Origin of the sequence: Collinsella tanakaei (genome assembly GCF_016900375.1) — a bacterium.
Lineage (GTDB): Bacteria > Actinomycetota > Coriobacteriia > Coriobacteriales > Coriobacteriaceae > Collinsella.
Genome location: NZ_JACJKB010000017.1, coordinates 21081 through 43898, shown reverse-complemented (window position 1 = coordinate 43898; position 22818 = coordinate 21081). Strand labels below are relative to the sequence as shown.

General features: G+C 64.9%; 20 protein-coding genes. 11 read left to right on the top strand and 9 right to left on the bottom strand.

Annotated features, from left to right (window positions below):
* The first annotated feature begins 205 nt into the window (after nt 1-205).
* From thiS to H6A16_RS09495, 5 genes are all read left to right on the top strand, one after another.
* Nucleotides 206-403: a sulfur carrier protein ThiS gene (thiS, locus tag H6A16_RS09515; RefSeq protein WP_066828748.1), complete on the top strand. Its 198-nt coding sequence runs from the start codon at nt 206-208 to the stop codon at nt 401-403.
* A complete protein-coding gene (gene thiF / locus H6A16_RS09510) occupies nt 403-1050 on the top strand; it encodes a sulfur carrier protein ThiS adenylyltransferase ThiF (protein WP_204563170.1) in 648 nt (215 codons plus the stop codon). Before thiS ends, thiF begins: the two co-directional genes overlap by 1 nt.
* A 107-nt stretch (nt 1051-1157) precedes the next feature.
* Nucleotides 1158-1967: a thiazole synthase gene (locus H6A16_RS09505; protein ID WP_204618583.1), complete on the top strand. Its 810-nt coding sequence runs from the start codon at nt 1158-1160 to the stop codon at nt 1965-1967.
* A 2-nt stretch (nt 1968-1969) separates the two neighbouring features.
* Entirely contained in the window at nt 1970-3301 is a 1332-nt protein-coding gene (gene thiH / locus H6A16_RS09500) for a 2-iminoacetate synthase ThiH (RefSeq protein WP_204618581.1), read from the top strand.
* A gap of 57 nt (nt 3302-3358) precedes the next feature.
* Nucleotides 3359-4078 carry a thiamine phosphate synthase gene (locus H6A16_RS09495; protein ID WP_239458324.1) on the top strand — a complete coding sequence of 240 codons (720 nt, stop codon included), beginning with the start codon at nt 3359-3361 and terminating at the stop codon, nt 4076-4078.
* 328 nt (nt 4079-4406) lie between these two features.
* Here the strand turns inward: H6A16_RS09495 and H6A16_RS09490 are convergent, their stop codons facing one another.
* Together H6A16_RS09490 and H6A16_RS09485 are read right to left on the bottom strand one after the other, a co-directional pair.
* On the bottom strand, nt 4407-5333 hold the full coding sequence (locus H6A16_RS09490; protein ID WP_204618579.1) for a manganese-dependent inorganic pyrophosphatase: 927 nt from the start codon (nt 5331-5333) through the stop codon (nt 4407-4409).
* A gap of 105 nt (nt 5334-5438) precedes the next feature.
* Entirely contained in the window at nt 5439-6293 is an 855-nt protein-coding gene (locus H6A16_RS09485) for an AraC family transcriptional regulator (protein ID WP_204618577.1), read from the bottom strand.
* A 415-nt stretch (nt 6294-6708) separates the two neighbouring features.
* Here H6A16_RS09485 and H6A16_RS09480 point away from each other — a divergent pair, with 415 nt between their 5' ends.
* The 5 genes from H6A16_RS09480 (at nt 6709) to H6A16_RS09460 (ending at nt 13215) form a co-directional block, all read left to right on the top strand.
* Nucleotides 6709-7824 (top strand): ABC transporter ATP-binding protein, encoded by a 1116-nt coding sequence (locus H6A16_RS09480; RefSeq protein ID WP_204618575.1) that lies wholly within the window; start codon nt 6709-6711, stop codon nt 7822-7824.
* 21 nt (nt 7825-7845) lie between these two features.
* Entirely contained in the window at nt 7846-9132 is a 1287-nt protein-coding gene (locus H6A16_RS09475; protein ID WP_204618573.1) for an ABC transporter substrate-binding protein, read from the top strand.
* Nucleotides 9133-9144: 12 nt separating this feature from the next.
* Nucleotides 9145-10008 (top strand): carbohydrate ABC transporter permease, encoded by an 864-nt coding sequence (locus H6A16_RS09470; RefSeq protein WP_204618571.1) that lies wholly within the window; start codon nt 9145-9147, stop codon nt 10006-10008.
* Nucleotides 10008-10853, top strand: coding sequence for a carbohydrate ABC transporter permease (locus H6A16_RS09465; protein WP_204618569.1), 846 nt, complete (start codon nt 10008-10010; stop codon nt 10851-10853). The genes H6A16_RS09470 and H6A16_RS09465 overlap by 1 nt, the downstream gene beginning before the upstream one ends.
* 169 nt (nt 10854-11022) lie before the next feature.
* Nucleotides 11023-13215: an alpha-galactosidase gene (locus H6A16_RS09460; RefSeq protein ID WP_204618566.1), complete on the top strand. Its 2193-nt coding sequence runs from the start codon at nt 11023-11025 to the stop codon at nt 13213-13215.
* Between the two features lie 20 nt (nt 13216-13235).
* Here H6A16_RS09460 and H6A16_RS09455 read toward each other — a convergent pair whose 3' ends face one another.
* The 5 genes from H6A16_RS09455 to H6A16_RS09435 form a co-directional block, all read right to left on the bottom strand.
* Entirely contained in the window at nt 13236-13940 is a 705-nt protein-coding gene (locus H6A16_RS09455; protein ID WP_204618564.1) for a DUF1835 domain-containing protein, read from the bottom strand.
* Nucleotides 13941-13999: 59 nt separating this feature from the next.
* The gene (locus tag H6A16_RS09450; protein ID WP_204618562.1) at nt 14000-14500 is read right to left on the bottom strand and encodes a Nif11-like leader peptide family natural product precursor; all 501 of its coding nucleotides are present in this window, start codon (nt 14498-14500) and stop codon (nt 14000-14002) included.
* Nucleotides 14497-15936, bottom strand: coding sequence for a radical SAM/SPASM domain-containing protein (locus H6A16_RS09445; RefSeq protein ID WP_204618559.1), 1440 nt, complete (start codon nt 15934-15936; stop codon nt 14497-14499). The genes H6A16_RS09450 and H6A16_RS09445 overlap by 4 nt, the downstream gene beginning before the upstream one ends.
* A gap of 168 nt (nt 15937-16104) precedes the next feature.
* On the bottom strand, nt 16105-17775 hold the full coding sequence (locus H6A16_RS09440; RefSeq protein WP_204618557.1) for a UDP-glucose--hexose-1-phosphate uridylyltransferase: 1671 nt from the start codon (nt 17773-17775) through the stop codon (nt 16105-16107).
* Nucleotides 17766-18950 (bottom strand): galactokinase, encoded by a 1185-nt coding sequence (locus H6A16_RS09435; RefSeq protein ID WP_204618555.1) that lies wholly within the window; start codon nt 18948-18950, stop codon nt 17766-17768. Before H6A16_RS09435 ends, H6A16_RS09440 begins: the two co-directional genes overlap by 10 nt.
* Nucleotides 18951-19343: 393 nt before the next feature.
* Between H6A16_RS09435 and H6A16_RS09430 the strand changes: the two genes are divergently transcribed.
* Nucleotides 19344-20126, top strand: coding sequence for a DeoR/GlpR family DNA-binding transcription regulator (locus tag H6A16_RS09430; protein ID WP_204618553.1), 783 nt, complete (start codon nt 19344-19346; stop codon nt 20124-20126).
* Nucleotides 20127-20137: 11 nt separating this feature from the next.
* On the opposite strand, the gene H6A16_RS09425 is transcribed toward H6A16_RS09430, so the two are convergent.
* Together H6A16_RS09425 and H6A16_RS09420 are read right to left on the bottom strand one after the other, a co-directional pair.
* Complete coding sequence (locus H6A16_RS09425) at nt 20138-20779, bottom strand: metallophosphoesterase family protein (protein WP_204618551.1); 642 nt, start codon at nt 20777-20779, stop codon at nt 20138-20140.
* Nucleotides 20776-22740, bottom strand: a complete 1965-nt coding sequence (locus tag H6A16_RS09420; protein ID WP_204618549.1) for a BMP family ABC transporter substrate-binding protein — start codon at nt 22738-22740, stop codon at nt 20776-20778. Before H6A16_RS09420 ends, H6A16_RS09425 begins: the two co-directional genes overlap by 4 nt.
* Nucleotides 22741-22818 lie beyond the last annotated feature (78 nt).

Genomic DNA, 22818 nt, shown 5'->3' with positions numbered 1-22818 from the left:
GGTGCCCTCCTCCGTCGCATGTGGCGCGCGGCCACGGTTGGTGGTACGACCATTGTCGCCCGACCCACGGAGCCGCGACAGGGGGAGGGCCCAATGTTCAGCTCATATCGTCTGTTGGCTCGACGCCCCGCTCTTGCAGCGGAGGCGCGGTGGCCGCGGGTGCGTGCTCTTGGCTGGCGACGATTCCGTAACGAGAGGAGGTCCCATGGCACGGGTGAACGGCAAGGAGGATCCGTCGGTCGACGGCCTTACGCTGGCGCAGCTGCTCGACCGGATGGACTTTGAGGGCACGCGCGTGGCGTGCGAGCTCAACGGCGACATCGTGCCGCGCGCGCAGTTTGCCGAACGCACGCTGCGCGCCGACGATGCGCTGGAGATCGTACGGTTTGTGGGAGGCGGCTGATGGACGAGGGCAGCGTGCGCGCCGGAGCGGCAGACCCCCTTGCGGCGCGCATCGGAACGGCGGCGCGCGAGCGCCTGCGCGCGGCCTGCGTAGGCATCGCCGGCGCCGGCGGGCTGGGGTCGAACATCGCGGTCATGCTGGCGCGCAGCGGCATCGGCGCCTTGCGCATCGTGGACTTCGACGCGGTCGATGCGAGCAACCTCAACCGCCAGCATTACTTCCGGCAGCACGTGGGCATGCCCAAGGTCGAGGCGCTAGCCGATCAACTGCGCGCCATCGACCCGAAGATCGTCGTGGACGCCCGGTGCGAACGCGTGACGGCGGCCAATGCACGCGCGCTCTTTGCCGGCTGCCCCCTTGTATGCGAGGCGTTCGACGCCCCGGAGGCCAAGGCGCTCCTGGTCGAGGAGCTTCTCGCCCAGCCTGACGGCCCGGTGGTCATCGCCGGCAACGGCATGGCGGGCCTGGGGCCGGCGGCGGAAATCGTCACACGCCGGATGGGCCGACGGCTTTACCTCTGCGGCGATGGAAGGTCGGACGTGGGCGCGGGCCAGGTGCTCTACGCGCCGCGCGTGGCGCTGTGCGCCGCCCAGCAGGCGCTTCTCGCCCTGCGCCTCATCATGGGAGAGGAAGCACCGGAGGGCTAGGGCGCGTTCCCTCGTCCCTATCGCACGTAACGCAACGACCCTCTGCGCCCCGTCCCAGCGATGGAACAGGCGCGGCAAGGATCCCAGAAAAGAGAGGAGCATCATCAATGTCAGATCATACGCAAACCGCCTGCCAGGCCCCGGAGGCGGATACCTGGCTGCTGGGCGGCAAGGAATTCAGCTCGCGCTTCATCCTGGGTTCGGGCAAGTTCAGGCTGGACCTGGTCCGCGCGGCCGTCGAGGACGCCGGCGCCGAAATCGTGACCTTGGCCGTGCGGCGCGCCAACACCGGCCAGGAAGGCAACATCCTGGACGCCATCCCGGACGGCGTGACCCTGCTGCCCAACACGTCGGGCGCCCGCACCGCCAAGGAAGCCGTGCGCATCGCCCGCCTGGCGCGCGAGCTGGGTTGCGGCGACCTCGTCAAGGTGGAGGTCATCCGCGACACCAAATACCTGCTGCCGGATAACGCCGAGACCGTCCGCGCCACCGAGCTCCTCGCCGACGAGGGCTTCACCGTGCTGCCCTACATGTACCCCGACCTCAACGTGGCGCGCGATCTGGTCTCCGCCGGCGCCGCCGCGGTCATGCCGCTAGGCGCGCCCATCGGGTCCAACAAGGGCCTAGTCACACGGGATTTCATCCGCATCCTCATCGAGGAGATCGATCTGCCGGTGATCGTGGACGCCGGGATCGGCCGGCCGTCGCAGGCGTGCGAAGCCATGGAGATGGGCGCCACGGCGGTCATGGCCAACACGGCAGTGGCCACCGCCGGAGACATCCGCCTTATGGCTCGCGCCTTCGGCCAAGCGGTGGAGGCCGGTCGCGCAGCGTACCGGGCCGGCCTGGGCCGCGTGCTGGACACAGGCGAGGCGTCGTCCCCGCTGACCGGTTTTCTTGAGGAAGAGGGGCGGTAGCCATGGCGGACAAGACCGAGCAGGGCGAGAAGGACGCATCGGGCACCGTTCCCGAAAACGCCGCGGCGGCCCTGGCCGCCGGCGACCTCACCACGGCCGACCTTCCGCGCGAAGCGGTGGGCACGCGCGCGTACCGCCTCGCACTGCTGTCCCAGGAGGCGCTCGACGCGGCCATTCACACGGATCGCGCCCTCGATCCGCTCACGTTCCTGCCGGACATGGACGTGCTGGGCGGCGGCATGTTCGACCGGGTGCTCGATGCCGCCGAGACGTACGATCCGAGCGCCGTGACCGCCGCCGACGTACGCCGCGTGCTGGCCGAGGACACGGTGGGGCCGGAGGACTTCGGCGTGCTTCTCGCCCCCGCAGCAGAACCGTATCTGGAACAGATGGCCGTACGCGCCCAGCGCGAGCGCGCGCGGTGGTTTGGCACCAACGTGCAGTTCTTCACGCCCCTCTACATCGCCAACTACTGCGAGAACCGCTGCGTGTACTGCGGTTTCAACTGCGCAAGCGACATCCGCCGCGCGCAGCTGAACGAGGCCGAGATCATAGCGGAGCTCGACGCCATCGCGGCCACGGGCCAGGAGGAGATCCTGCTGCTCACCGGCGAGGACCCGCAGCGCAGCAGCGTGGACTATATCGCACGCGCCTGCGAGCTCGCGGCGGAGCGCTTCCGCACGGTGGGCGTGGAGGTCTACCCCGCCAACGTGGCGGACTACGCGCGCCTGCGCGCCGCCGGCGTCGACTACGTCACCGTGTTCCAAGAGACCTACGATCCCGTGCGCTACGGCAAGCTCCACCTGCGCGGCCGCAAGCGCATCATGCCGTACCGCTTCGAGGCGCAGGAGCGCGCGCTGCGCGGCGGCATGCGCGGCGTGGCGTTTGCGCCGCTGCTGGGCCTAGCCGACTTCCGCCGCGATGCCCTGGCCTGCGGCCTGCACGCATGGGAGATCCAGCGCGCCTACCCCGCGGCCGAGATCAGCTTCTCGTGCCCGCGCATGCGCCCGGCCAAGGGCGGTGTCGTTCCGCATGCGCCGCACGTGAGCGAGCGCCAGCTCATGCAGGTCATCTGCGCGTACCGCATCTTCATGCCGTTTGCGGGACTCACGGTGTCCTCGCGCGAAAGCGCGCGGTTCCGTGACCACGCGGCCGTCATCACGGCCACCAAGGTATCGGCAGGCGTGTCGACGGGCGTGGGCGAGCACACCCACCAGGCCGACGAGGGCGACGATCAGTTTGAGATAGCGGACACCCGCGACCTCCCCACCATGTGCGCCGCCATGCGACGGATGGGTCTGGAGCCGGTGATGAACGACCACGTGCTGGTGTAGCCGCCGCGCCCGCCCGCAGGCGATGCGCCGATCAACGAAAACTCAGAGAGGAGCGCTATGGTTGACGAGCATATCGCATCCGGTCGATCAATGGAGGTGAGGGCCGTCGGTGCCGCGGGGACGACCGGGGCGGCCAGTCCTGCCGCCATGCAGACGTCCGCCCCGGCTGCCGCCGGCGCTGGAACGGCACCCGCTGGCGCACCGAGCCTTGCCGTGCTCTTCTCATCCGGACAATTCGCTCGCGTGGCGATAACGGATCGGCACAACTGCACACGCCCGCTTCCCGATCAGGTGGAGCGGCTGGCCGGCAAGGTCGACGCACTGGTCCTGCGCGAGAAGGACCTGGCGCCAGACGCCTACGAGCGCTTGGCGCGCGACGTGCGCGCAGCCTGCGAGCGCGCGCACGTCGCCTTCATCGCCCACTCCTTTGTCGAGCCCGCCCGGCGCGCGGGCGCTCGGAGCCTGCACCTGCCGCTGCCCGTGCTGGCGCGCACGGGCCGCCCGGCGGGCTTTGAGCTGGTGGGCACCAACGTTCACGAGCTGGACGAGGTCGTCGGCGCGGAGGCCCTGGGCGCAGACTACCTCATTGCCAGCCCTGTCTTCGCCCCGTCGTGCAAGCCGCTGCCCGGGCGCGGCCTGGATTTCCTCAACGCGGTTATCGCCCGGGCCCATGTTCCGGTGCTCGCCCTGGGCGGCGTCACCGACACCACCGAGCAACAGATCCGCCAGACCAAGGCCGCAGGAGCCTGCCGCATGTCGGGCTACATGCGCCTCTGACGAGGCTTATGCAGGAGGCCGCCTGCATGCGGAGCTATCGCCGCGGCATACGCGATCGGCACGCATCGTTATTCTCAATGTAAACAGGGTATGACCCGCCGATTGCCGTTCAAAGAGGGCGAAGCGACCCTTGGAAAGAGGACGGCAGGCGCGGGCGCTTCACCGGGGATCTCGAATTGATGCCGGCCCCGGGAATAAGGCTGGATTCGCCGCCGGCGGTCGCAGGGGCGCCCAGCTTGTCTTCCGGCACCGTTGCGCGCAGCCGGAAGACAATGCCCGGCACCGCATCACGCGGCACCGGGCATTGAAGAGACAGCTTGCGATCAGGCTACTCGGCGGCGGCGAGGATGGGCGCGGCGACCTGCTTCTTGCGCGACAGCACGCCGGGCATCCACACGCCCTCGGCGACATCGGCGACGCCCAGGCCCTTCTGAGCCACGGCGGTCTCGCCCTCGAAGAGCACCTGCGAGCCCTCCTCCATGATGTCGGTCAGGCACAAAACGATGCCGTCGGCACCCTTCTCGGCCTGATAGGCGCGCATGGCCTCGCGGATCTCGGGGATCATGCCGAGCGCGCGGGTCTTGTCGACCGTCTCATACTGACCGATGAGCAGCTTCTTGTCGCCGACCTCGAACTGCTTGATGTCGTTGCCGACCATCTGCTCGGCCGTGAAGGAGCCGGACGGACGGGTGAGGAAGACCTCCATGCCGAACTTGACCGGGTCGACGCCCAGCTGCTCGCCGAGCTTGGCGGCGATGGCGGCGTCGATATCGGTCGCCGTGGGGCTCTTGAGCATGAGGGTGTCGGTCATCATGGCCGACAGCAGCAGCTTGGCCTGGGTGTCGGTGGGAACGACGCCGAGGACGTCGAAGAGCTTGGCCACGATGGAGCAGGAGGAGCCCCAGGGCAGCGCGATGATGTGCAGCGGGGCCGCGGTGGTGAAGCCGCCGAAGCGATGGTGGTCGACCACGCCGACGATCTGCGCGCCCTCGAGGCCCGCGACGGACTGGCCGGCCTCGTTGTGGTCGGTCAGGACGACCTTCTGGCCCTCCTCGACGGACTCGATCAGCTGGGGCTCGTCGATGCCGGCGTCGGCCAGCAGCTTGGCGGACTCAGCGGGCAGCGGACCCAGGCAGCAGGCCTGGTAGGTATCGCCGTTGTAGTTGACCTGGTTCAGCAGCTGGGAGAGGACGACGGCGCTCATGATGGCGTCGTTATCGGGGTTCTGGTGACCGAAAACGAGAACGTTGCTCATGGATTTCCTCCAAGGTGCGAGGTGGTTTGCAAACGTCCTTATGGTAGCACGGAGCAGCGGGCAGCGCGCCTGCCGGCCCCATTCCCATCGATTCGCAAAGCGCGTCTACACCTTGGCGTTCTCGCGGCGCCACTCGCGCGGGCACAGGCCGAAGGTGCTCTTGAAGGCGCGCGAGAAGTGCAGCTGGTTGGGGTAGCCCACCGCGCGGCCGACCTCGCCCACCGACAGCGCCGTGAGCTTGAGCAGCTGGGCCGCCTTGGTCATGCGGAAGTCGATGAGGTACTGCTGGGGCGATTTGTCCGTGGCGCTCTTGAAGATCTTGCCGAAGTAGCTGCGGTTGAGCCCCGTCTGACGGGCGATGTCCTCCACCGTGATGCCGTTTTGGTAGTTCTGCTCGATATAGGTCATGGCCTCGCGAATGTAGAGGTCCTGCAGCTTGCTCGTCGCGGTCGCACGCGGCGTCACCGCGGAGCGCAGCAGACTGTCCAAGAACAGGTAGGTGTGGCCGATGAGCTGGAAGGCCGAGTCGTCCTGATGGTCGACCAGGTAGCGCATCTCCTGCTCCATGACCTCGCGCATATCGGTTTTATCCGCGCGGTAGATGGGAGAGGACTCCATCATGCCGGCAAACGACAGGGACTCCTTGACCCTGATGCCGTCGAACTCCACCCAGATATATTCCCATGGGTCTTCCATATCCGCATAGTAGGTGTTCACCTGACCGGGGAAGATCATGAAACCCTCGCCCGCCTGCAGGTGGTAGGTCGTCTGCTTGCCCGACTCGTCGGACGCCACGAGCGTACCGCGTCCGGCGATGATGTAGTGGAACAGGTAATGGCTGCGGCGGAACGGTCCGAACGCGTGACCGGGCGTGCAGACCTCGCGCCCATACTGGTACGGCATCAGATCGATGTACTTACCCCTGGAAAACGTCGACGAGACGATCTCGTGCATCGGCATGGCCCGCGCCCTCCCACTTCCGCATGATGCATTCTCGGATGGTTCGATATGTCGTAAATCGCTCTATCACTGTATATTAGTTTTTGCGATTTTTCTTTCCCAAATTGGTATATTTTCTACCGTTATGCGTGTTTTCCATCATTTGCGCTGGTAGATGGCATTTCTGCAGATGACTTGCGTAAATGCGATTTTGAAGAAAAACCGTTTCCGGACCGATTCGCGCCGTTTGCCGAACACATCCCTTTTTCAGTCCCCTTTTCCATAGCTGTTTTCCTGCACCATCACGAACTCCATCAGTTTGTATACCTTCATGGATGCTAAAGCTCGCAAAATGGCTAACTTAGTATAAAACCCGCAGTAAGAACTGCCCGTCTGACGTAGCTGGATGAACGGGCATACAGGAAGGGGTTACGCAATGGCAGAACTCTCTCTGGAACACGTGGGGAAGAAATACCCGAACGGCTATGAGGGCGTTAAGGACTTCAACCTGAAGATCGCCGACAAGGAGTTCATCATCTTTGTCGGCCCCTCGGGCTGCGGCAAGTCCACGACGCTGCGCATGATCGCCGGCCTCGAGGACATCACCTCCGGCACCCTCAAGATCGACGGCCGCGTGGTGAACGACGTTGAGCCGAAGGACCGCGACATCGCGATGGTCTTCCAGAACTACGCGCTCTACCCGCACATGACCGTCTACGACAACATGGCCTTCCCGATGAAGCTCCGCAAGGCCAACCCCGACGAGATCGACAAGACCGTCCGCGAGACGGCCCGCATCCTCGACCTCGAGAAGCTGCTCGACCGCAAGCCTAGCGCGCTTTCCGGCGGCCAGCGCCAGCGCGTCGCCATGGGCCGCGCCATCTGCCGCAACCCGAAGGTCTACCTTATGGACGAGCCACTGTCGAACCTCGACGCCAAGCTCCGCGTCCAGATGCGCGCCGAGATCTCGAAGCTGCACCAGCGCCTGGGCGCCACCATCATCTACGTCACGCACGACCAGACCGAGGCCATGACGCTCGGCACCCGCATCGTCGTCATGAAGGACGGCGTGATGCAGCAGGTCGATAGCCCCTCGAAGCTCTACGCCGAGCCCTGCAACCTGTTCGTCGCCGGCTTCATCGGCAGCCCGCAGATGAACTTCATCGATGCCACCGTGGGCAAGGCGGGCGACAAGGTCACCCTCACCTTCGGCAAGAACACCATCACCCTGCCCGAGGCCAAGGGCAAGGTGCTCGCCGATAAGGGCTATGTGGGCAAGGTCGTCACCCTGGGCATCCGTCCCGAGGACGTCGTGGACTCCAACGAGCATCCCGCCGACCGCAACCTCTCCGAGACCATCGAGGCCACGGTCACCGTCTACGAGCTGCTCGGCTCCGAGGCCATGATCTACGCCGACATCGACGGCGGCGCCATCTCCAGCCACGTCTCGTCCACCAACCCCGCGCGCGTCGGCTCCCGCATCAAGGTCGCGTTCGACCTCGACAAGGTCCACGCGTTCGACAAGCAGACCGAGCTGGCCATCGTTCACTAAGCGCGGAAGGAGGCTTTTCGCATGCTGAACAAACCCATTTCCCGCCGCGCGCTCCTGGGAGGAGCGGCTACCGGAGCAGCAGGCCTGCTGTTCAGCGGCTGCACCACCGAGCGCGCAGACGGCAAGATCGAGGTTGAGATCGTCAGCTACAAGCAGGAGGCCGTGAGCATCTTCGAGCACCTCATGGAGGAGTTCAACGCGGCGCACGATGACATCTACCTCAATATCCAGAGCCCGGCAGACGCCGTGACCGTCATGAAGACGCGCTTCGTGCGTGAGAACTACCCCGATGTCATCGGCATCGGTGGCGATGGTGACTACGCGAGCTTCACCGACTCCCAGATTCTCGCCGACGTCTCCGACTGCCCGACCCTCAACGACGTACAGGACGCCTACATCGACATCCTCGACAGCGTGACCTACGTACCCATGGAGGGCATCTACGGCGTGCCCTATGTAGCGAACGCCGCCGGCATGCTCTACAACAAGGATATGTTCGAGGAGCACGGCTGGATGATTCCCGAGACCTGGGACGAGCTGATCGCCTTGTTCAAGCAGATCCAGAGTGAAACACCCGATATCTACCCCATCTACCTGGGCTACCTCGACACGTGGACCATCCTGTCGCCGTGGAACTCCATCACGGCGAATATGGTCCCGTCGGATCTCAATTACAAGGTGAACCTCGGCGAGGCCAAGTTCGCAGACTACTACCGCGAACCCGCCGAGCGCATGCTCGAGCTGCTGGACTACGCGGAGCCCGGCCCGTTCGCCTATGCCTATAACGACGCCTGCACCGCGTTCGCGCGCGGCCAGAGCGCCATGTACCCCTGCGGCTCGTTTGCCGTACCGCAGATCCTCTCGGTGAACCCCGATATGAACATCGGCATGTTCGCCATGCCCTCGGCGGAGCGCGCCGAGGACCGCGTAGTCGTCTCCGGCGTCGACCTGCAGTGGTGCGTCGCCGAGACCTGCGAGCACAAGGACGCCGTGTATGAGGTCATCAATTTCCTGTCGCAAGCCGAGAACATCCAGACCTACATCGACGACCAGCGCGCCATCCCCTGTCTGAAGGGAGATTTCGAGCTCGATCCGCTGTTTGACGACATCCAGTCCTTCTTGGACGAGGGCCGCGTCCTCGACTACCTCGACCACTCCTATCCATCCTCCATGGGTTGCGACGCGCAGGTCCAGACGATGCTTCTGAACAAGGACATCGACGCGTTCCTGGAGAAATGGGACACCGATTGGCAACGCTACAACCGCAATGTCATCCGTAAGGTACAGGACAGCAAGGGTCAGCAGTAAGGAGGACGCGCTATGGCAAGTACGGCTGCAATCGGGTCGAATCGCCGCAAGACCTTCATGGCGATTCTGATTCCGGTTCTTGTGCTCTTCTGCGCATTCAATACGATCCCGCTCATCACGGGCTTTTTGTACAGCTTCACCGACTCGAAGGGCTACGGCGCCTTCAACATCGTCGGCATCCAGAACTACATCGACATGTTCAGCGATACTCGTATCCTGAACTCGTATCTGTTCACGTTCAAGGTGGCCATCGTCGCCACACTCGGCACGAACGTCATCTCGCTCATGCTGGCCATCGGGCTTTCGAGCAAAATCAAGTTCAAGAGCGCACTGCGCGGCGTCTACTTCGTGCCCCGCATCCTGGGCGGCCTGGTCGTCGGCTACGTGTTCAGCTACTTCTTCACCTACATCGTGCCCGCCATCACCGGCACCGAATCCATTCTCGCGAACCCCGACTGGGCGTGGGTGGCCATCGTGGTCGTCGTCGTGTGGCAGGCCTGCGCGCAGACCACGATCATCTACATCACCGGCCTGTCGTCGGTGCCCGAAGACGTCTACGAGGCAGGCAGCCTCGACGGCGCCACCGGCTGGGATAAGTTCCGCTACATCACCTTCCCCCTCATCATGCCAAGCGTCACCACCAACATGGTGCTCGTGATGAAGGACATGCTGATGGTCTTCGACCAGATCGTCTCGATGACCTCCGGCGGTCCCGCCCAGTCCACCGAGTCGATCTCCTACCTCATCTACAACAACGGCCTGTCCGGCGGCCAGTTCGGCTACCAGTGCGCCAACGCGGTGATCTTCTTCATCCTGATCGCCGTGGTCTCCATCCTGCAGACCAAGTTCTTGAACAGTAAGGAGGAGCAGCTCTAATGGCTAACGAGAAAGTTAAAGAGCGGGTGAACTGGCCTATCACCATCCTGCTCATCATCGGCCTCATCACCATCATCTTCCCGCTGTACATGGCGGTCGTCATCGCCTTCAAGGATCCCTCCGAGATGACGAACGACATCGCCGGCATCCTGTCTCTGCCGAGCTCCTGGAGCCTCGACAACTTCATCCAGGCCATCCAGGTCACCGACTTCTTCAATTCGTTCCTGAATTCGCTGATCATCACCGTCGTGGCCGTCGTGGCGTCCATCCTGATCCACAGCCTCGCCGCCTACGCGATCGGCCGCAACATGGATCACAGCCGCGTCTACAAGGCGTCGTACTACTTCATCATCGCCGGCATGTACGTGCCCTTCGCGATCCTGATGATGCCGCTCGTCAAGCAGACCGCCGTGATGCACCTGGACAACATGGTGGGCGTCATGATCCTCTACATCGTGTTCTACATGCCCATGAACATGATGCTCTACACCGGCTACCTGCGTAACATCCCCATCGCGCTCGAAGAGGCCGCGCGCATGGACGGCGCCTCCACCTGGAGCACCTATTGGAAGGTCATCTTCCCGCTCATGAAGCCCATGCACGCCACCGTCGCCGTCATCACCGGCCTGGCCGTGTGGAACGACGTCATGACCCCGCTCGTCATCATGGGAGGCCAGGGCGTGAACACGCTGCCGCTCGCGCAGATGAACTTCCAGACCGCATTCTCCACGAACTACAACCTGGCGTTCGCGTCCTACCTGCTGGCCATGCTCCCGATGATCATCTTCTACATCGTCGCCCAGAAGCAGATCATCGGCGGCGTCACCAACGGTGCGGTTAAATAGCGGTTTTGCGACATTACATGCACATGATGCGACATATGCATAGCAGATGTAGCTTATAACCTCTCACAGTTGGGCCCCGGAGACGGGGCCCAACTGCCGTACAATACCCCCGACTTGCCGGACGATCCCGGCGCCATTCCCTTCAAACCAAGAGACAGAGCGAGGCACGATGTCAATTCGCATTGATGACGCAACGCGCACCTTCACGCTGCACACACGCAACACCACCTATCAGATGCATGTTGACGAATACGGCTACCTGCTGCATCTGTACTACGGTACGCGCAGCGAGGGCACGATGGACTACCTGCCCACCTATGCGGACCGCAGCGGCTGCTGCGCCTGCCCGCACGATGTCGCAAACCGCACCTACTCGCTCGACGTCCTGCCGCAGGAGTTCCCCTTCCAGGGCAATGGCGACCTGCGCAGCACCCTGCTTCAGGTTCGCGACGGCGAGGGCGTCTTCGGCTGCGACCTGCGCTACGTGCGCCACGAGATGCGCGACGGCAAGTACGCGCTGCCCGGCCTGCCCGCAGCCTACAGCGATGCTGCCGACGACACGCAGACGCTTTCGGTGACGCTTGCCGACGAGCGCATCGGCCTCGAGGTCGAGCTGCTGTTCGGCGTGCTGCCCGATGTCGACGTCATCACGCGCGCGGCCATCGTCAAGAACGTGGGCACCGGCCGCATCACCGTCGAGAAGCTGCAGACCGCCTGCCTCGACTTCGTTCACGGCAGCTTCGACGTCATCACCTTCAACGGCCAGCACTGCATGGAGCGCAAGCCGAGCCGCCAGCACGTGCTGCCCGGCAGCTTCAGCGTGGGCAGCCGCCGTGGCCAGTCGTCCCATCAGTACAACCCGTTCATGATCCTGTGCGACCGCGATGCCACCGAGACCGCCGGCCGTGCGTGGTCGATGACCTTCGTGTACAGCGGCAACTTCAAGGCCGAGGTCGAGCAGACCCAGTACCAGCAGATCCGCATGCAGATGGGCCTCTCCGACGAGCTGTTCTCCTACCCGCTCGAAGGCGGCGAGCAGCTCGTGGCGCCCGAGATCATCATGACCTACTCCAACGCCGGCCTCGAGCGCCTGTCGCACAACCTGCACCGCTGCATCCGCAAGAACGTGTGCCGTGGCGAGTGGCGCGATGCCCCGCGCCCCGTGCTCGTGAACAGCTGGGAGGCCCATTACTTCAACTTCACCGGCGATGAGCTCGTGCGCCTTGCCGAGAAGGCCGCCGACCTGGGCATGGACATGCTCGTCATGGACGATGGCTGGTTCGGCGAGCGCCACGACGACTTCCGCTCACTCGGCGACTGGACCGTCAACGAGGAGAAGCTCGGCGGCACGCTCGGCCAGCTCATCGAGCGCATCAACGCCGCGGGCGTCAAGTTCGGCATCTGGGTCGAGCCCGAGATGGTCAACGAGAACAGCGACCTCTACCGTGCGCACCCCGACTGGGCGCTCGCCGTTCCCGGCAAGGCCCCGGCGCTCGGCCGCGACCAGCTCGTCCTCGACTTCTCGCGCGCCGAGGTGCGCAAGAACATCTTCGATCAGCTGTGCGCCGTGCTCGACCAGGGCAATATCGAGTACCTCAAGTGGGACTTCAACCGCAGCATCGTCGACATCTACTCGCACGCGACCGCCGATCAGGGCCGCGTTGTGTACGACTACTACCTGGGCCTTTACGACGTGCTCGAGCGCCTCGTGCAGCGCTACCCGCATCTGCTCATCGAGGGCTGCGCCGCGGGCGGCGGCCGCTTTGACGCCGGCTGGTTCCACTACGCCCCGCAGTTCTGGACGAGTGACAACACCGACGGCCATGACCGCATGACCATCCAGTACGGCAGCTCCTTCGGCTACCCCTGCTCCGTCATGGGCGCCCACGTGTCGGCCTGCCCCAACGAGGTCAACGGCCGCACCGTGTCGCTTTCCGCCCGCGGCCTCATCGCCATGTCGGGCGGCGGCTTCGGCTACGAGCTCGACCTGCTTGAGCTCCCCGAGCGCGCCTGCGAGATCATCCGCAACCAGGTGCAGCAGTTCCGTGACATGGAGCGTCTCGTGCGCGAGGGCCTGTACTACCGCCTGAGCAACCCCATGACCGACGACGTCTATATGTGGGAGTTCGCTGCTGAAGACGGCTCCGAGGCTATCGTGAACTCCGTCATCGCCAAGGCCGAGGGCTACGGCGAGGCCCGCTACGTCGTGCCGCGCGGCCTGACCCCGGGCGCCCTGTACCGCGAGGTCAACTCCGACCGCGTGTACGCCGCCAACGCCCTTATGGACATGGGCCTGCCGCTGCCGGTGAGCTCGGCGCTCTACATGAGCCGCAGCTACCGCTTCGTCCGCGTGGACGAGTAGCCGGCAAAATGGGGCCGGGTTCAAACTTGTCGCGACAAGTTTGAACCCGGCCCCTTCTTGTCATGTATGCGCCAGGCAAAGAACTCGGGCGCAAGCAGACCGCCTGCCGCCTCTATGCATGCGCATGCGATTTCGTATGCTCGACGCTCGGGGTCGCGATATCCGCCTCGCGCGAGCTCCTGCCGAATGATGTTGTCGAACACGTCGACCTTCGCGCTGCATGGCTGGCCGCCCGGAGCGATTCTGAGTTCGGCATCTTCTTGAACAAGCTGCTCCCAGATCATCACCTGGCGCTTACGGTCAACGCCGTCTATGGGCGAAGCGTCGCGAGCAAACGCTTCGAATCGTTCGGGAAGCCGTCGATTATCAAGCAGCCACTCCCCCACTGCACCCCGGACGCATACCACGGATGCGCTCGTCTGCGCCAGAGCGCAGACGAGCGCGAGCGCAATGACCTGATGCGGGAGACGGCCCGTCCAGACACGTACCGTGCATGCCTGAGGCACGCACCCGTAAAAACGCTGTTGGTGCTTCTGGAACCCATCGGCAACCGGGATACCCCATCGTCCGAGTTGGTCCATGCGGGCCTCCGCTGAAAGATCGGCGATATCACCGAAGGTCAAGCAATCTTCAAAGACCTCGATATCCTCTACGGGACAGCCCTCAGCGCGCGCCGCACGCAGCACCGCATACCAGTTGGTGTCGAGGCATACTTCCAGCAACAAGTTTGAACCTGGCCCCTTCTTGTCGATACGACAAGATTGTACCCGGACCCAACTTGTCGCTATCGATGCGAATTCGCGAGGTTTACGCAGGACAGATCGACGCCTCCCACCGCGTCGCCCGAACCGTACACATAGCAGTCGCAATGGACCTCTCCGCTCCCGCGCCCATCCGGAACCAAACGGTGGATGCCCATCGTCTCACCGGTGCCGTCCCAACTGCATGTGCAGTGCTTGTAGCTGTTGCCCCTGAATTCACCCTCGCCTTCGAATACGCACCAGCAGTAATCCTTGTAGACCACCTTACCCGTGCCGCTGCTGCCGCCACCGACAACCTGGGCGAGCTCCTCCTCGTCAATCTCTTCTCTGCCCCCGCGGCACAGCTCGCGCACGTCTTCGGCGCTCATGTCGAAACCCGCTTCCCGGGCAAGCGCGGCAACCGCCTCGCTGCTCGTCTCGACGTCTTTGTCCATCGCCTCGCCGATCCGCTTCTTCAGCTCATCATCCTCGCCTGCACGGCTGAGAAACGCTTTCAGGCTCTCGTTCATAATGGCCTCCTTCATCCGTTCATCTTCGCGGCAGCTTCCGCCACCTCGCGAACCCGCCTGTAGTAGCCTCCCCGGTACAGCGCGCACATCGCACGATCGGGACCCATGATGTTGTCGGGATCCGCGCGAATCGCCCCAGCGCGGCAGCCTCCCCCGCATGCGAAGCGATACTCACATGCCGCGCACTCCGGATTGCGCGCAAGGTACTCGCCTACCGTCGTGGTGACGAGCCTGAGATAGGAAGAATCGGTAAGCCCCCGAGCAAGGCCGAAATCCTGAACTGCCGGATAGTCGTCCTGAACGGGAAGCTCCGAGAGCGGCATGCATGGGAGCATGCGCCCTTCGGGGGATATGTAGAGCGTCACCCGCGCATGGCCGCATATGCAGGAATCCAAGCAGTCCTGCATAACCGCCTCATCGGGCTTCTCCCCCGCATCGCAGGTGGCAACGTGCATGCGAGGAACGAACCAGTCGGTGCTGCCCTTCTCGCACGAGAACATGCCACCGAGCATGATCGAAAGCGGCATGCCGTCTTCGAAGTAGCGCGGGATGTAGGTGAGGTAGGCCTCAGCGGCCTCCTCGATGGAAAGCGTGAGGTCGGACGAGCCGCTTCTCTTCCAGGCCTCCGTCGGGGAGACCGGGTTGGTCTTGAGCGAAAGGCAACCATGCTCGGCGAGCAGGTTCACGCTGTCGCGCAGGGTATGGAGGTTGCCCCTGTGCAGGCATATCTCTGCGCCCGTGGGGAAGCCCATCGCACGGCAAAGGTCGAAGGCGCGCAAGATGTCGTCGGTCGCACCGTCGACACCGCGAAGCCAGTCGTGCCAACCCTCGGTACCGTCAAAACTCATGTTGAACTCGGGATGGGTGCCCCGCTCATCGAGCTTTTCAAGCAGCTCGCGCGTCACCAAGCGCCCATTGGAGTAGATCTGCTCGATAACCACGTGGTGCGCGATGAGGTAATCCACGATCTCTAGGAAGTCGGGGCGCACCAACGGCTCACCGCCGGTGAGGTTCACGTGCAGGATGCCCGCCTCAACGATCTGGCGGGCGATATCCATCATCGTGTCATGGTCGAGCTCGCCGAGCCTTGCATCCGGCGCATCCATAAAGCAATGACGGCACCGATAGTTGCAGCGGCCCGTGATGGACCAGTGAACCGTCTTGATGAAGCGGTTGGGATAGCGCACATAGCGCTGGTCATCGGTGAGTTCGGCACGCTCCCCGTCGGCGAGGGCGCGCAGCACGCCCTCGCGCTCGAGTCGGGCGGCGACATCCCGCATCTGGTCGGAAATGAGGGGAAGGTCGAAATCGACGGTGCCGTCGCTCAGCTCGAGCACGCGGAACATGGGCGCGTCGATGAAGCGCACCGTGTTCTCAGGACGGCGCACGACCGCCCAAGGCAGACGGTCCCAGCCACGCAAAAGATACTGTTCGCTGAGCACATAGCGCATGGTGGACCTCCCTGCCCGACACATCCAAGCTACCATGCGCATCCGTCCGCCTCTCCACCCGATACATGGGCAATTCGTACATGCCTTCTGTGCGGCACGCCATCCTGCAAAAAAACGCCCCCACCGGGGCATCGGCGGGGGCGCGTAGGAGGGAGAGAGGACGTGTTGCTACAGGGCGGCGAGGAACCGATCCTGGGCGGCGCGGCCGGCCTCGTCCCACTTGAAGACGCCGGCGTCGGCGAGCACGTGCCCGAAGACGTCGCTCACGCCGTCGCGGATGATCTGCTCGGCGGTGTCCTCGGCGATATCCGGATGGGCGGCGGCGAGCTCGAGTGCCCAGGCGGCATGCGAGGCCGTCAGCGGGTCGGCCTCGAGCTCGGCGGCGAGCACCGCGGCATCGGCATCGCCCGCATGAGCCAGCAGGCGCGCGCGCACGGCGGCGAGCTCGTCCACCAGGCGCGGCGGCAGGATGGCCAAACCCATGACCTCGATGAGGCCGATGTTCTCCTTCTTGATGTGGTGCCACTCGGCATGCGGGTGGAACACGCCCAGAGGGTGCTCATCGGTCGTGATATTGCAGCGCAGGGCCAGATAGAGCACGTAGGAGCCGTCGACCTTGCAGGCAACAGGCGTGATGGTGTTGTGGCGCACGGTCTGCCCGTCTTCCACCGTCTCGGCGACGACACCCGCCTCCGCATCGGAATAGCCGCGCCACACCTCGAGCACGTGCGCCGCCGCATCGAGCAGCTGCTCGCGGTCGGCGCTCGTCAGGCGCAGCACGCTCATGGGCCAGCGCACGACCTCGCAGGCCACGCTGTCGAAGCCCGCGATCGCGAACGTCTTGGCGGCGGGCGCCTTCATCATGGGGAACACATGGCGCCCGCCCTGGAAGTGATCGTGCGAGAGGATGGACCCGCCCACGATGGGCAGGTCGGCGTTGGAGCCCACGAAGTAGTGGCCGAACAGATCGACGAAATCGAGCAGACGGCTCATGTTCTCGCGGTCCACATGCATGAGGCGATGCTCGGCGCTCATGGCGATGCAGTGCTCGTTGAAGTAGGCGTACGGGCTGTACTGCAGGCCCCAGTGCTCGCCGCCCAGCGTGATGGGCAGGATGCGCAGGTTCTGGCGGGCCGGATGGGCGCCGTGCGGGGCGCCGGCGCCGCGGCCGTGGTAGCCCTCGTTCTCCATGCACAGCTGGCAGGCGGGGTACACGTCGCCCGTGTCCTTGGCGGCACCGGCGGCAGCGATGGCCTTGGGGTCCTTCTCGGGCTTGGAGAGGTTGATGGTGATCTCGAGCTGGCCCCACTCGGTATCCGAGGTCCAGGCGATATTCCTGGCGATGGCCGCCTTGCGCACGTAGCGGCTGTCGCAGCTCATCTTGTAGAACCAGTCGGTCGCCGGCGTAGCGCCGTACGCGCGGTACAGGGCGGCGAAGGTGCGCTCCACCTCGGAGGGGCGCGGCATGAGGATGTTCATGATGCGCGTGGCGATGCGGTCGGCGCCCGACGGGGTGTCCTCCTCGCAGCCGTTGGCGACGCCCGCCGCGGCGATGCGCTCGACGGTGCCCTCGAGGTCGAACACGTCGTCGCCCATCGCCACGTTGGGCACGGGCGGCTCGCCCGTCAGGTCGGAGGTCGGCGAGGTCGCGTAGGCCGCCGCCAGGTACACCTCGGTGTACGGGGCGGCGGGGCCGGGCGCGCCCACGGCCTCGAGCACGGTGTTGTGCGCCCATACCGCGTCGGCGGGCGCCACGAGGCCGCAGCGCACGGCATAGCGCACGAGCGCCTCGATATCGGCCGCGAGCGCCGCGGCGTCGTAGGTCTTCTCTACAGCCATGCCGCGTACGCCCCCTCGGAAGCGATGCGGTAGACGCGGCAGTTGCCCTCGCCGAGCCAGCCGTCCATGCCGGACACGAACATGTCGACCATGTCGAGCGGCACGAAGGCCTGGATGGAGCCGCCAAAACCGCCGCCGTGGATTCGCACGGCGCCGGCATCGCCCAGCAGGTGCTCGGCCAGCGCCAGGGCCACCATGGCGGGCTGGTCGTTGCCGCCGCACGAGACGTTCTGCAGGTACATGCCCGAGCTCGCACCGGAGCGGCGGGTGAGGTCGAGGAAGGTATCGATATCGCCGGCGCACAGGGCGTCCCAGCGCTCGACCACCAGGCGGTTCTCGATGTAGTAGTGCAGCGCGCGCAGCACGGGACGGTCGCCCAGCTTGGCGCGCAGATCGCGCACGCGCTCGTCGAACTGCTCGGGCGCGACCTCGCACAGGCGGGTCTTGCCGAACTCGGCGGCCACGGCCTGCATCTCGCCGGGAACGGCGGCGTAGTCGGCCGTGCTCACGCTGTGATCGGTGCCCATGTAGGCCAGGCAGAGCGCGTAGCCCTTGTCGGCGAAGTCGAAGTCGAGCTTCTCGGACACGGGGTTCGCCGGGTCCTCGAAGTTGATGTGGGCGATGCCGCCGAGCGCCTCGGAGAGCTGGTCCATGAGGCCACAGGGCTTGCCGAAGTACACGTTCTCGGCGCGCTGGGCCGCCTGCGCCATGGCCGTCGGCGTCACCGGGTCGCCGGGCCACAGGGTCTCCATGACGCGGCCGACGGCGAGCTCGAGCGCTGCGGACGAGGACAGGCCGGAGCCGCCGGGGATATCGCTGTCCATGACGAGGTCGAAGCCCTGGACCTCACGGCCGGTCGCCGCGAGGTCGGCAGCCATGCCGCGAACGAGACCCGCCGTGCTCACCTTCTCGTCCTCGCGGGGCGAAAGATCGGAGAGGTCGATCTCGAAGGGCTCGTAGCCGGCGCTCGCCACGCGCGCCGTCATGGTGCCGTTGAGCGCGGCAACGCCCTCGATGGATACGTCGAGCGCGCCGGCGACCACATGGCCGCCCTCGTGGTCGGTGTGGTTGCCCGCGATCTCGCTGCGCGCCGGTGCATGCACGTGCGCCAGATCGCGCCCCGCCCCGAACTGCTCGGAGAAGCGGTCGATGAGCTGTGTTACGGCAGTACCCATGGAGTCTCCCCTCGATAAGCCGCGCCCGCACGGGAGAGCGGGCGCCCGATTCACATCCTGATCCATCACGGTCAAATGTTTGGACCTGATAGAGTTTGATAACCTATACGCGAATGTACCACAGGGCGCCGACCGCGGGTCGACGGTATCGGCAGACGAGGCGGCATCGGCGCCCCATCGCCTGGACCTATGTCTTTATTACGCTATATACCTGCTGTTTTATGTCTTTATGCAGCCATGCGCCTCAAAAAAGTCGAACATCCGGCGCGCGATGCCCTGAGCGAACGTGTCGGCTCCGTGAACGGTCGGACAACAGGGGCGAAAGAGGTGCCGCCAACAATTTCTTGCGCAACTCTGTTCGACTATGTTCAAATAGCGCTAAGGAGGTCCCCCATGCTCAAAGCGGAACGACAGGAGCAGATCGTCCAGCGCCTCACGGCGAACGGAACGGCAACGGTCGGCGCCATCGCGCGCGCCCTGCAGGTGTCGGAGATGACCATCCGACGCGATCTTGAGGAGCTCGCCGAACGCGGCATCATAGAGCGCGTCTACGGCGGTGCGCGCCTGCCCGTCGCGCTCAAGGAGTCGTTCTCATCCAGCGGCATCCCGCTTTTGCGCGAATACTCGCATGTCGAGAAGCGCCGCCTTCATACCGAGGCGAAGCGCGAGGTGGCGCTCCGCGCCGCCCAGCTCATCAAGCCGGGCGAGAGCGTGTTTTTAGGGGCGGGCACCACGGTCGAGGCCATGATCGAGTACCTGCCCGCCGCACCGCTGCGCATCGTCACCAACAGCCTTTCCGTGTTCAAGCTGCTCGAGCACAACGACCAATGCGAGCTCTACCTGGTCGGCGGGCTCTACCGCCGCCAGACCGGGTGCTTCGTGGGCAGCATGGCGGAGGACGCCGTGGCACCCCTCGGCATCGACAAGGCGTTCATCGGCACGAACGGCGTGGCGAGCGGCTCGCTGTTCACCTCCGACATGGACGAGGGCAAGATCCAGCGCATGGTGCTCGACAAGGCGCAGGAGCGCTACGCCGCCTGCGACGCCAGCAAGGTCGGCCGCTGCGACTTCTACGCGTTCTACAGCCTGTCCAAGCTCACGGCGCTCATCTGTGACAGCGGGCTCGACCGCGCGCGCCGCGAGGAGCTTTCCCAGAGCGTCGCACTGATGGCGTAGGTACCGGCCCCCTACCCGATCGTGGGTACCAGAAACGGCTCGCGGTCGCGAATGAGCTCGTCGGGGTAATCGATGATATAGCCTCCGTATGCGTTGACGACCTTCGTGCCGCACGGATGCTCGAGCGAGCGCTGCACGCGCCCGTAGTTCATGTGCACGTGGCCGTGGAGCAGGTATGTCGGCTTCAACTTGTCCACGTAGTAGTCGAAGGCCTCGAACCCCTGATGGGGTAAGTCGTCCATGTCGCCGTACCCGCGAATCGGCGCATGCGTGACGATGATGTCCACGCCGCCGGTCGCACGGCCAAGCAGCGCGAGCTTGCCCAAGCGCGACCGCATCTCCTTTTCTGAAAACCCGAAGACGCGATCGTTGTACCTGATGGACCCGCCGACGCCGAGGATCCGGATGCCATGGAAGTCGCGCAGCTGCCCCTCGATGGAGATACAGCCCTGCGGCGGATGCTCGACATACGACATGTCGTGGTTGCCCCATACGTAGACCAACGGCACGTTGGCGAGCGTCACGACGTGCTCGAGATAGCGTGCCGGCAGGTCGCCGCATGAGATGATGAGCTCGACGCCCTCCATGCGCTCGCGATCGTAGTGGTCGGTCAGCCAGGACTCCTCGACATCGGCGATGGCGAGAATCTTCATCGCTTGGCCTCGCGCTGAGCCGCCACCGCGGGATCGAGCGGGATGACGCCGGCCACGCTGACCTCGTCCAAGGCGCGATCGGACAGCTCCCGCTCCTCGGGCAGGCGACCGACGACGTTCTCGTTCAGCCATGCCATGCGCGCGATCTGGTTGCTGGCAAGCCGCGCGGAACCCACCGGCTGGACGATGCCCGCCTGGCTCTTGAGCTCGCCGGCGAACGGATGCATCTGACCGTTCAGCAGGCTCTGCTTGAACACCTCCACGAGATTGCGTTGGCGCAGGGGAACCACCGGGTCGATATGCACGTCCATGACGCCCGACGACAGACCCCACCAGTAGTTGAGCGCCTTGTCGCGCAGCACGTCCGCCTCGCGGCGCCAGGAGTTGTCGCGGATGGACTGAACGATGCGCTCGTAGTAGCGGCCCCACTCCCACACCGGCTCGCCCAGATGGACCTCGGTGCCGTCGTGCTCCACCAGGTAGAGTCCCCAGGATTCCTCGGGGTTGCGCGGATTGGGAACGTCGCGGGCGCACACGATGCGCACGTCGGTCTCGGCAAGCTCGCGACGCCAGTCGTAATCCTTCGCGGAATACCATTTGAGGTAGACCGTCGCATGCGGGTCGACCGTCTGCGCGCCGATGGCGAAGGCGTTGATACCCGCCACCGTGCCGTAGACCGGGGAATCGGCCACATAGCCCACGCGGTGGTTGTCCGAAAGGCTCGCCGCGAGCGCGCCCAGCAGGTATTTGACCTCGTAGGTCTTCGTGCTGAAGGTACGCACGGCGCTGTGCGAGAGGCTGACCGAGCAGTTGAGCACCTTGAGCTGCGGATACCTGACCGCCGCGCGCAGCGCCTGCGACATCTGCGTCGGGACGTTCGTCACCACGAGGTCGCTCATATCGGCGACCGCGCTGTCGATCGCGCGGTCGAACGCCGCATCGGATTTGCAGTCGGTATAGACCGTGGTCTCGACCGAGCCACCGTAGAAGCGCTCGAGCTCCACGCGGCCCTTATCATGAGCCGCCGCCCAGCCCGATGTGGACGGGCTGAACTCGTAGATATAGGCGATCCGCAGCGGTTTGGGAGACATCGCCTTCTTCGCGAGTCCCTTGAGGTCCGAGATGAGCGATGTGCGCGCCGGGGGCTCGCTCGGCGACTCGAGGTACGCAATCGGCTCATGGCTCGTGGAGACGCGCAGCTCGCCCCAGATGCGCCCCAAGCGGTCGGCGATCTCGGTCGGAGAGCCGCACACGGCAAGCTCGTAGCCGTAGATCTTGAGGTAGATGAGGAAGGCGTCGCCCGCGGTCATCCCCAGGCGCTCGCCCCCGCGATGCTGGAACGACTCGGCGAAGCTCGAGAACGCTGAGCGAAGCGTCTTGACGTCGTCATCGGGCCACGGGTTGTCGAGGTCGTGGCCGGCGAACACCGCGAGCCGCTCATAGGAGCCCTCGTTCGAAAAGACGAAACCGTAGATGGGCGCCACGCGGTAGAAGCGCAGAAACTCCTGGTAGATACGCGACTCCTTGGAGTCAGAGGGCATGGGGAGCACGCGCGTTACGCTCGCGGTGATCGACGGCATGTCCAGATAGCGCATCACCGAGACGCGCTTGTTGCCCTCCTGCACGTAGAAGCGCTGAAGGTACTCGTAGACGACGATGGGCTCATGCAGCCCTTCCTCGCGCTGGGAATCGATCAGCGCGCTCCACTTGGCGGCGAACTCGGAATCGTCCTCGAGCAGCGGCATGAACCCGCGCGAGAAGGAGTTCTGGCGCCCGTGCGTGCGCGTGCCCGCTATGAGCGCCATGTCGATCTCCATGACGCCGATGGGCACCTCGCCCTGGTAGCCGCTGTCCTGCAGGATGTCGCTCAGCGCGACGGGATAGGGGTAGCGGCCGGCTGAGATATCGCGCTGGACCTGCTTCTGGGCAGCCCTTCTCGCCTTGCGGTAGTCCTCGATCATGCGCCCTCGCTCTCCCTCGGCGTGCGGCCCTCTGGGGCTTTCGCCCTCATTATCCATCCCCTCGGACGGATGGGAGTG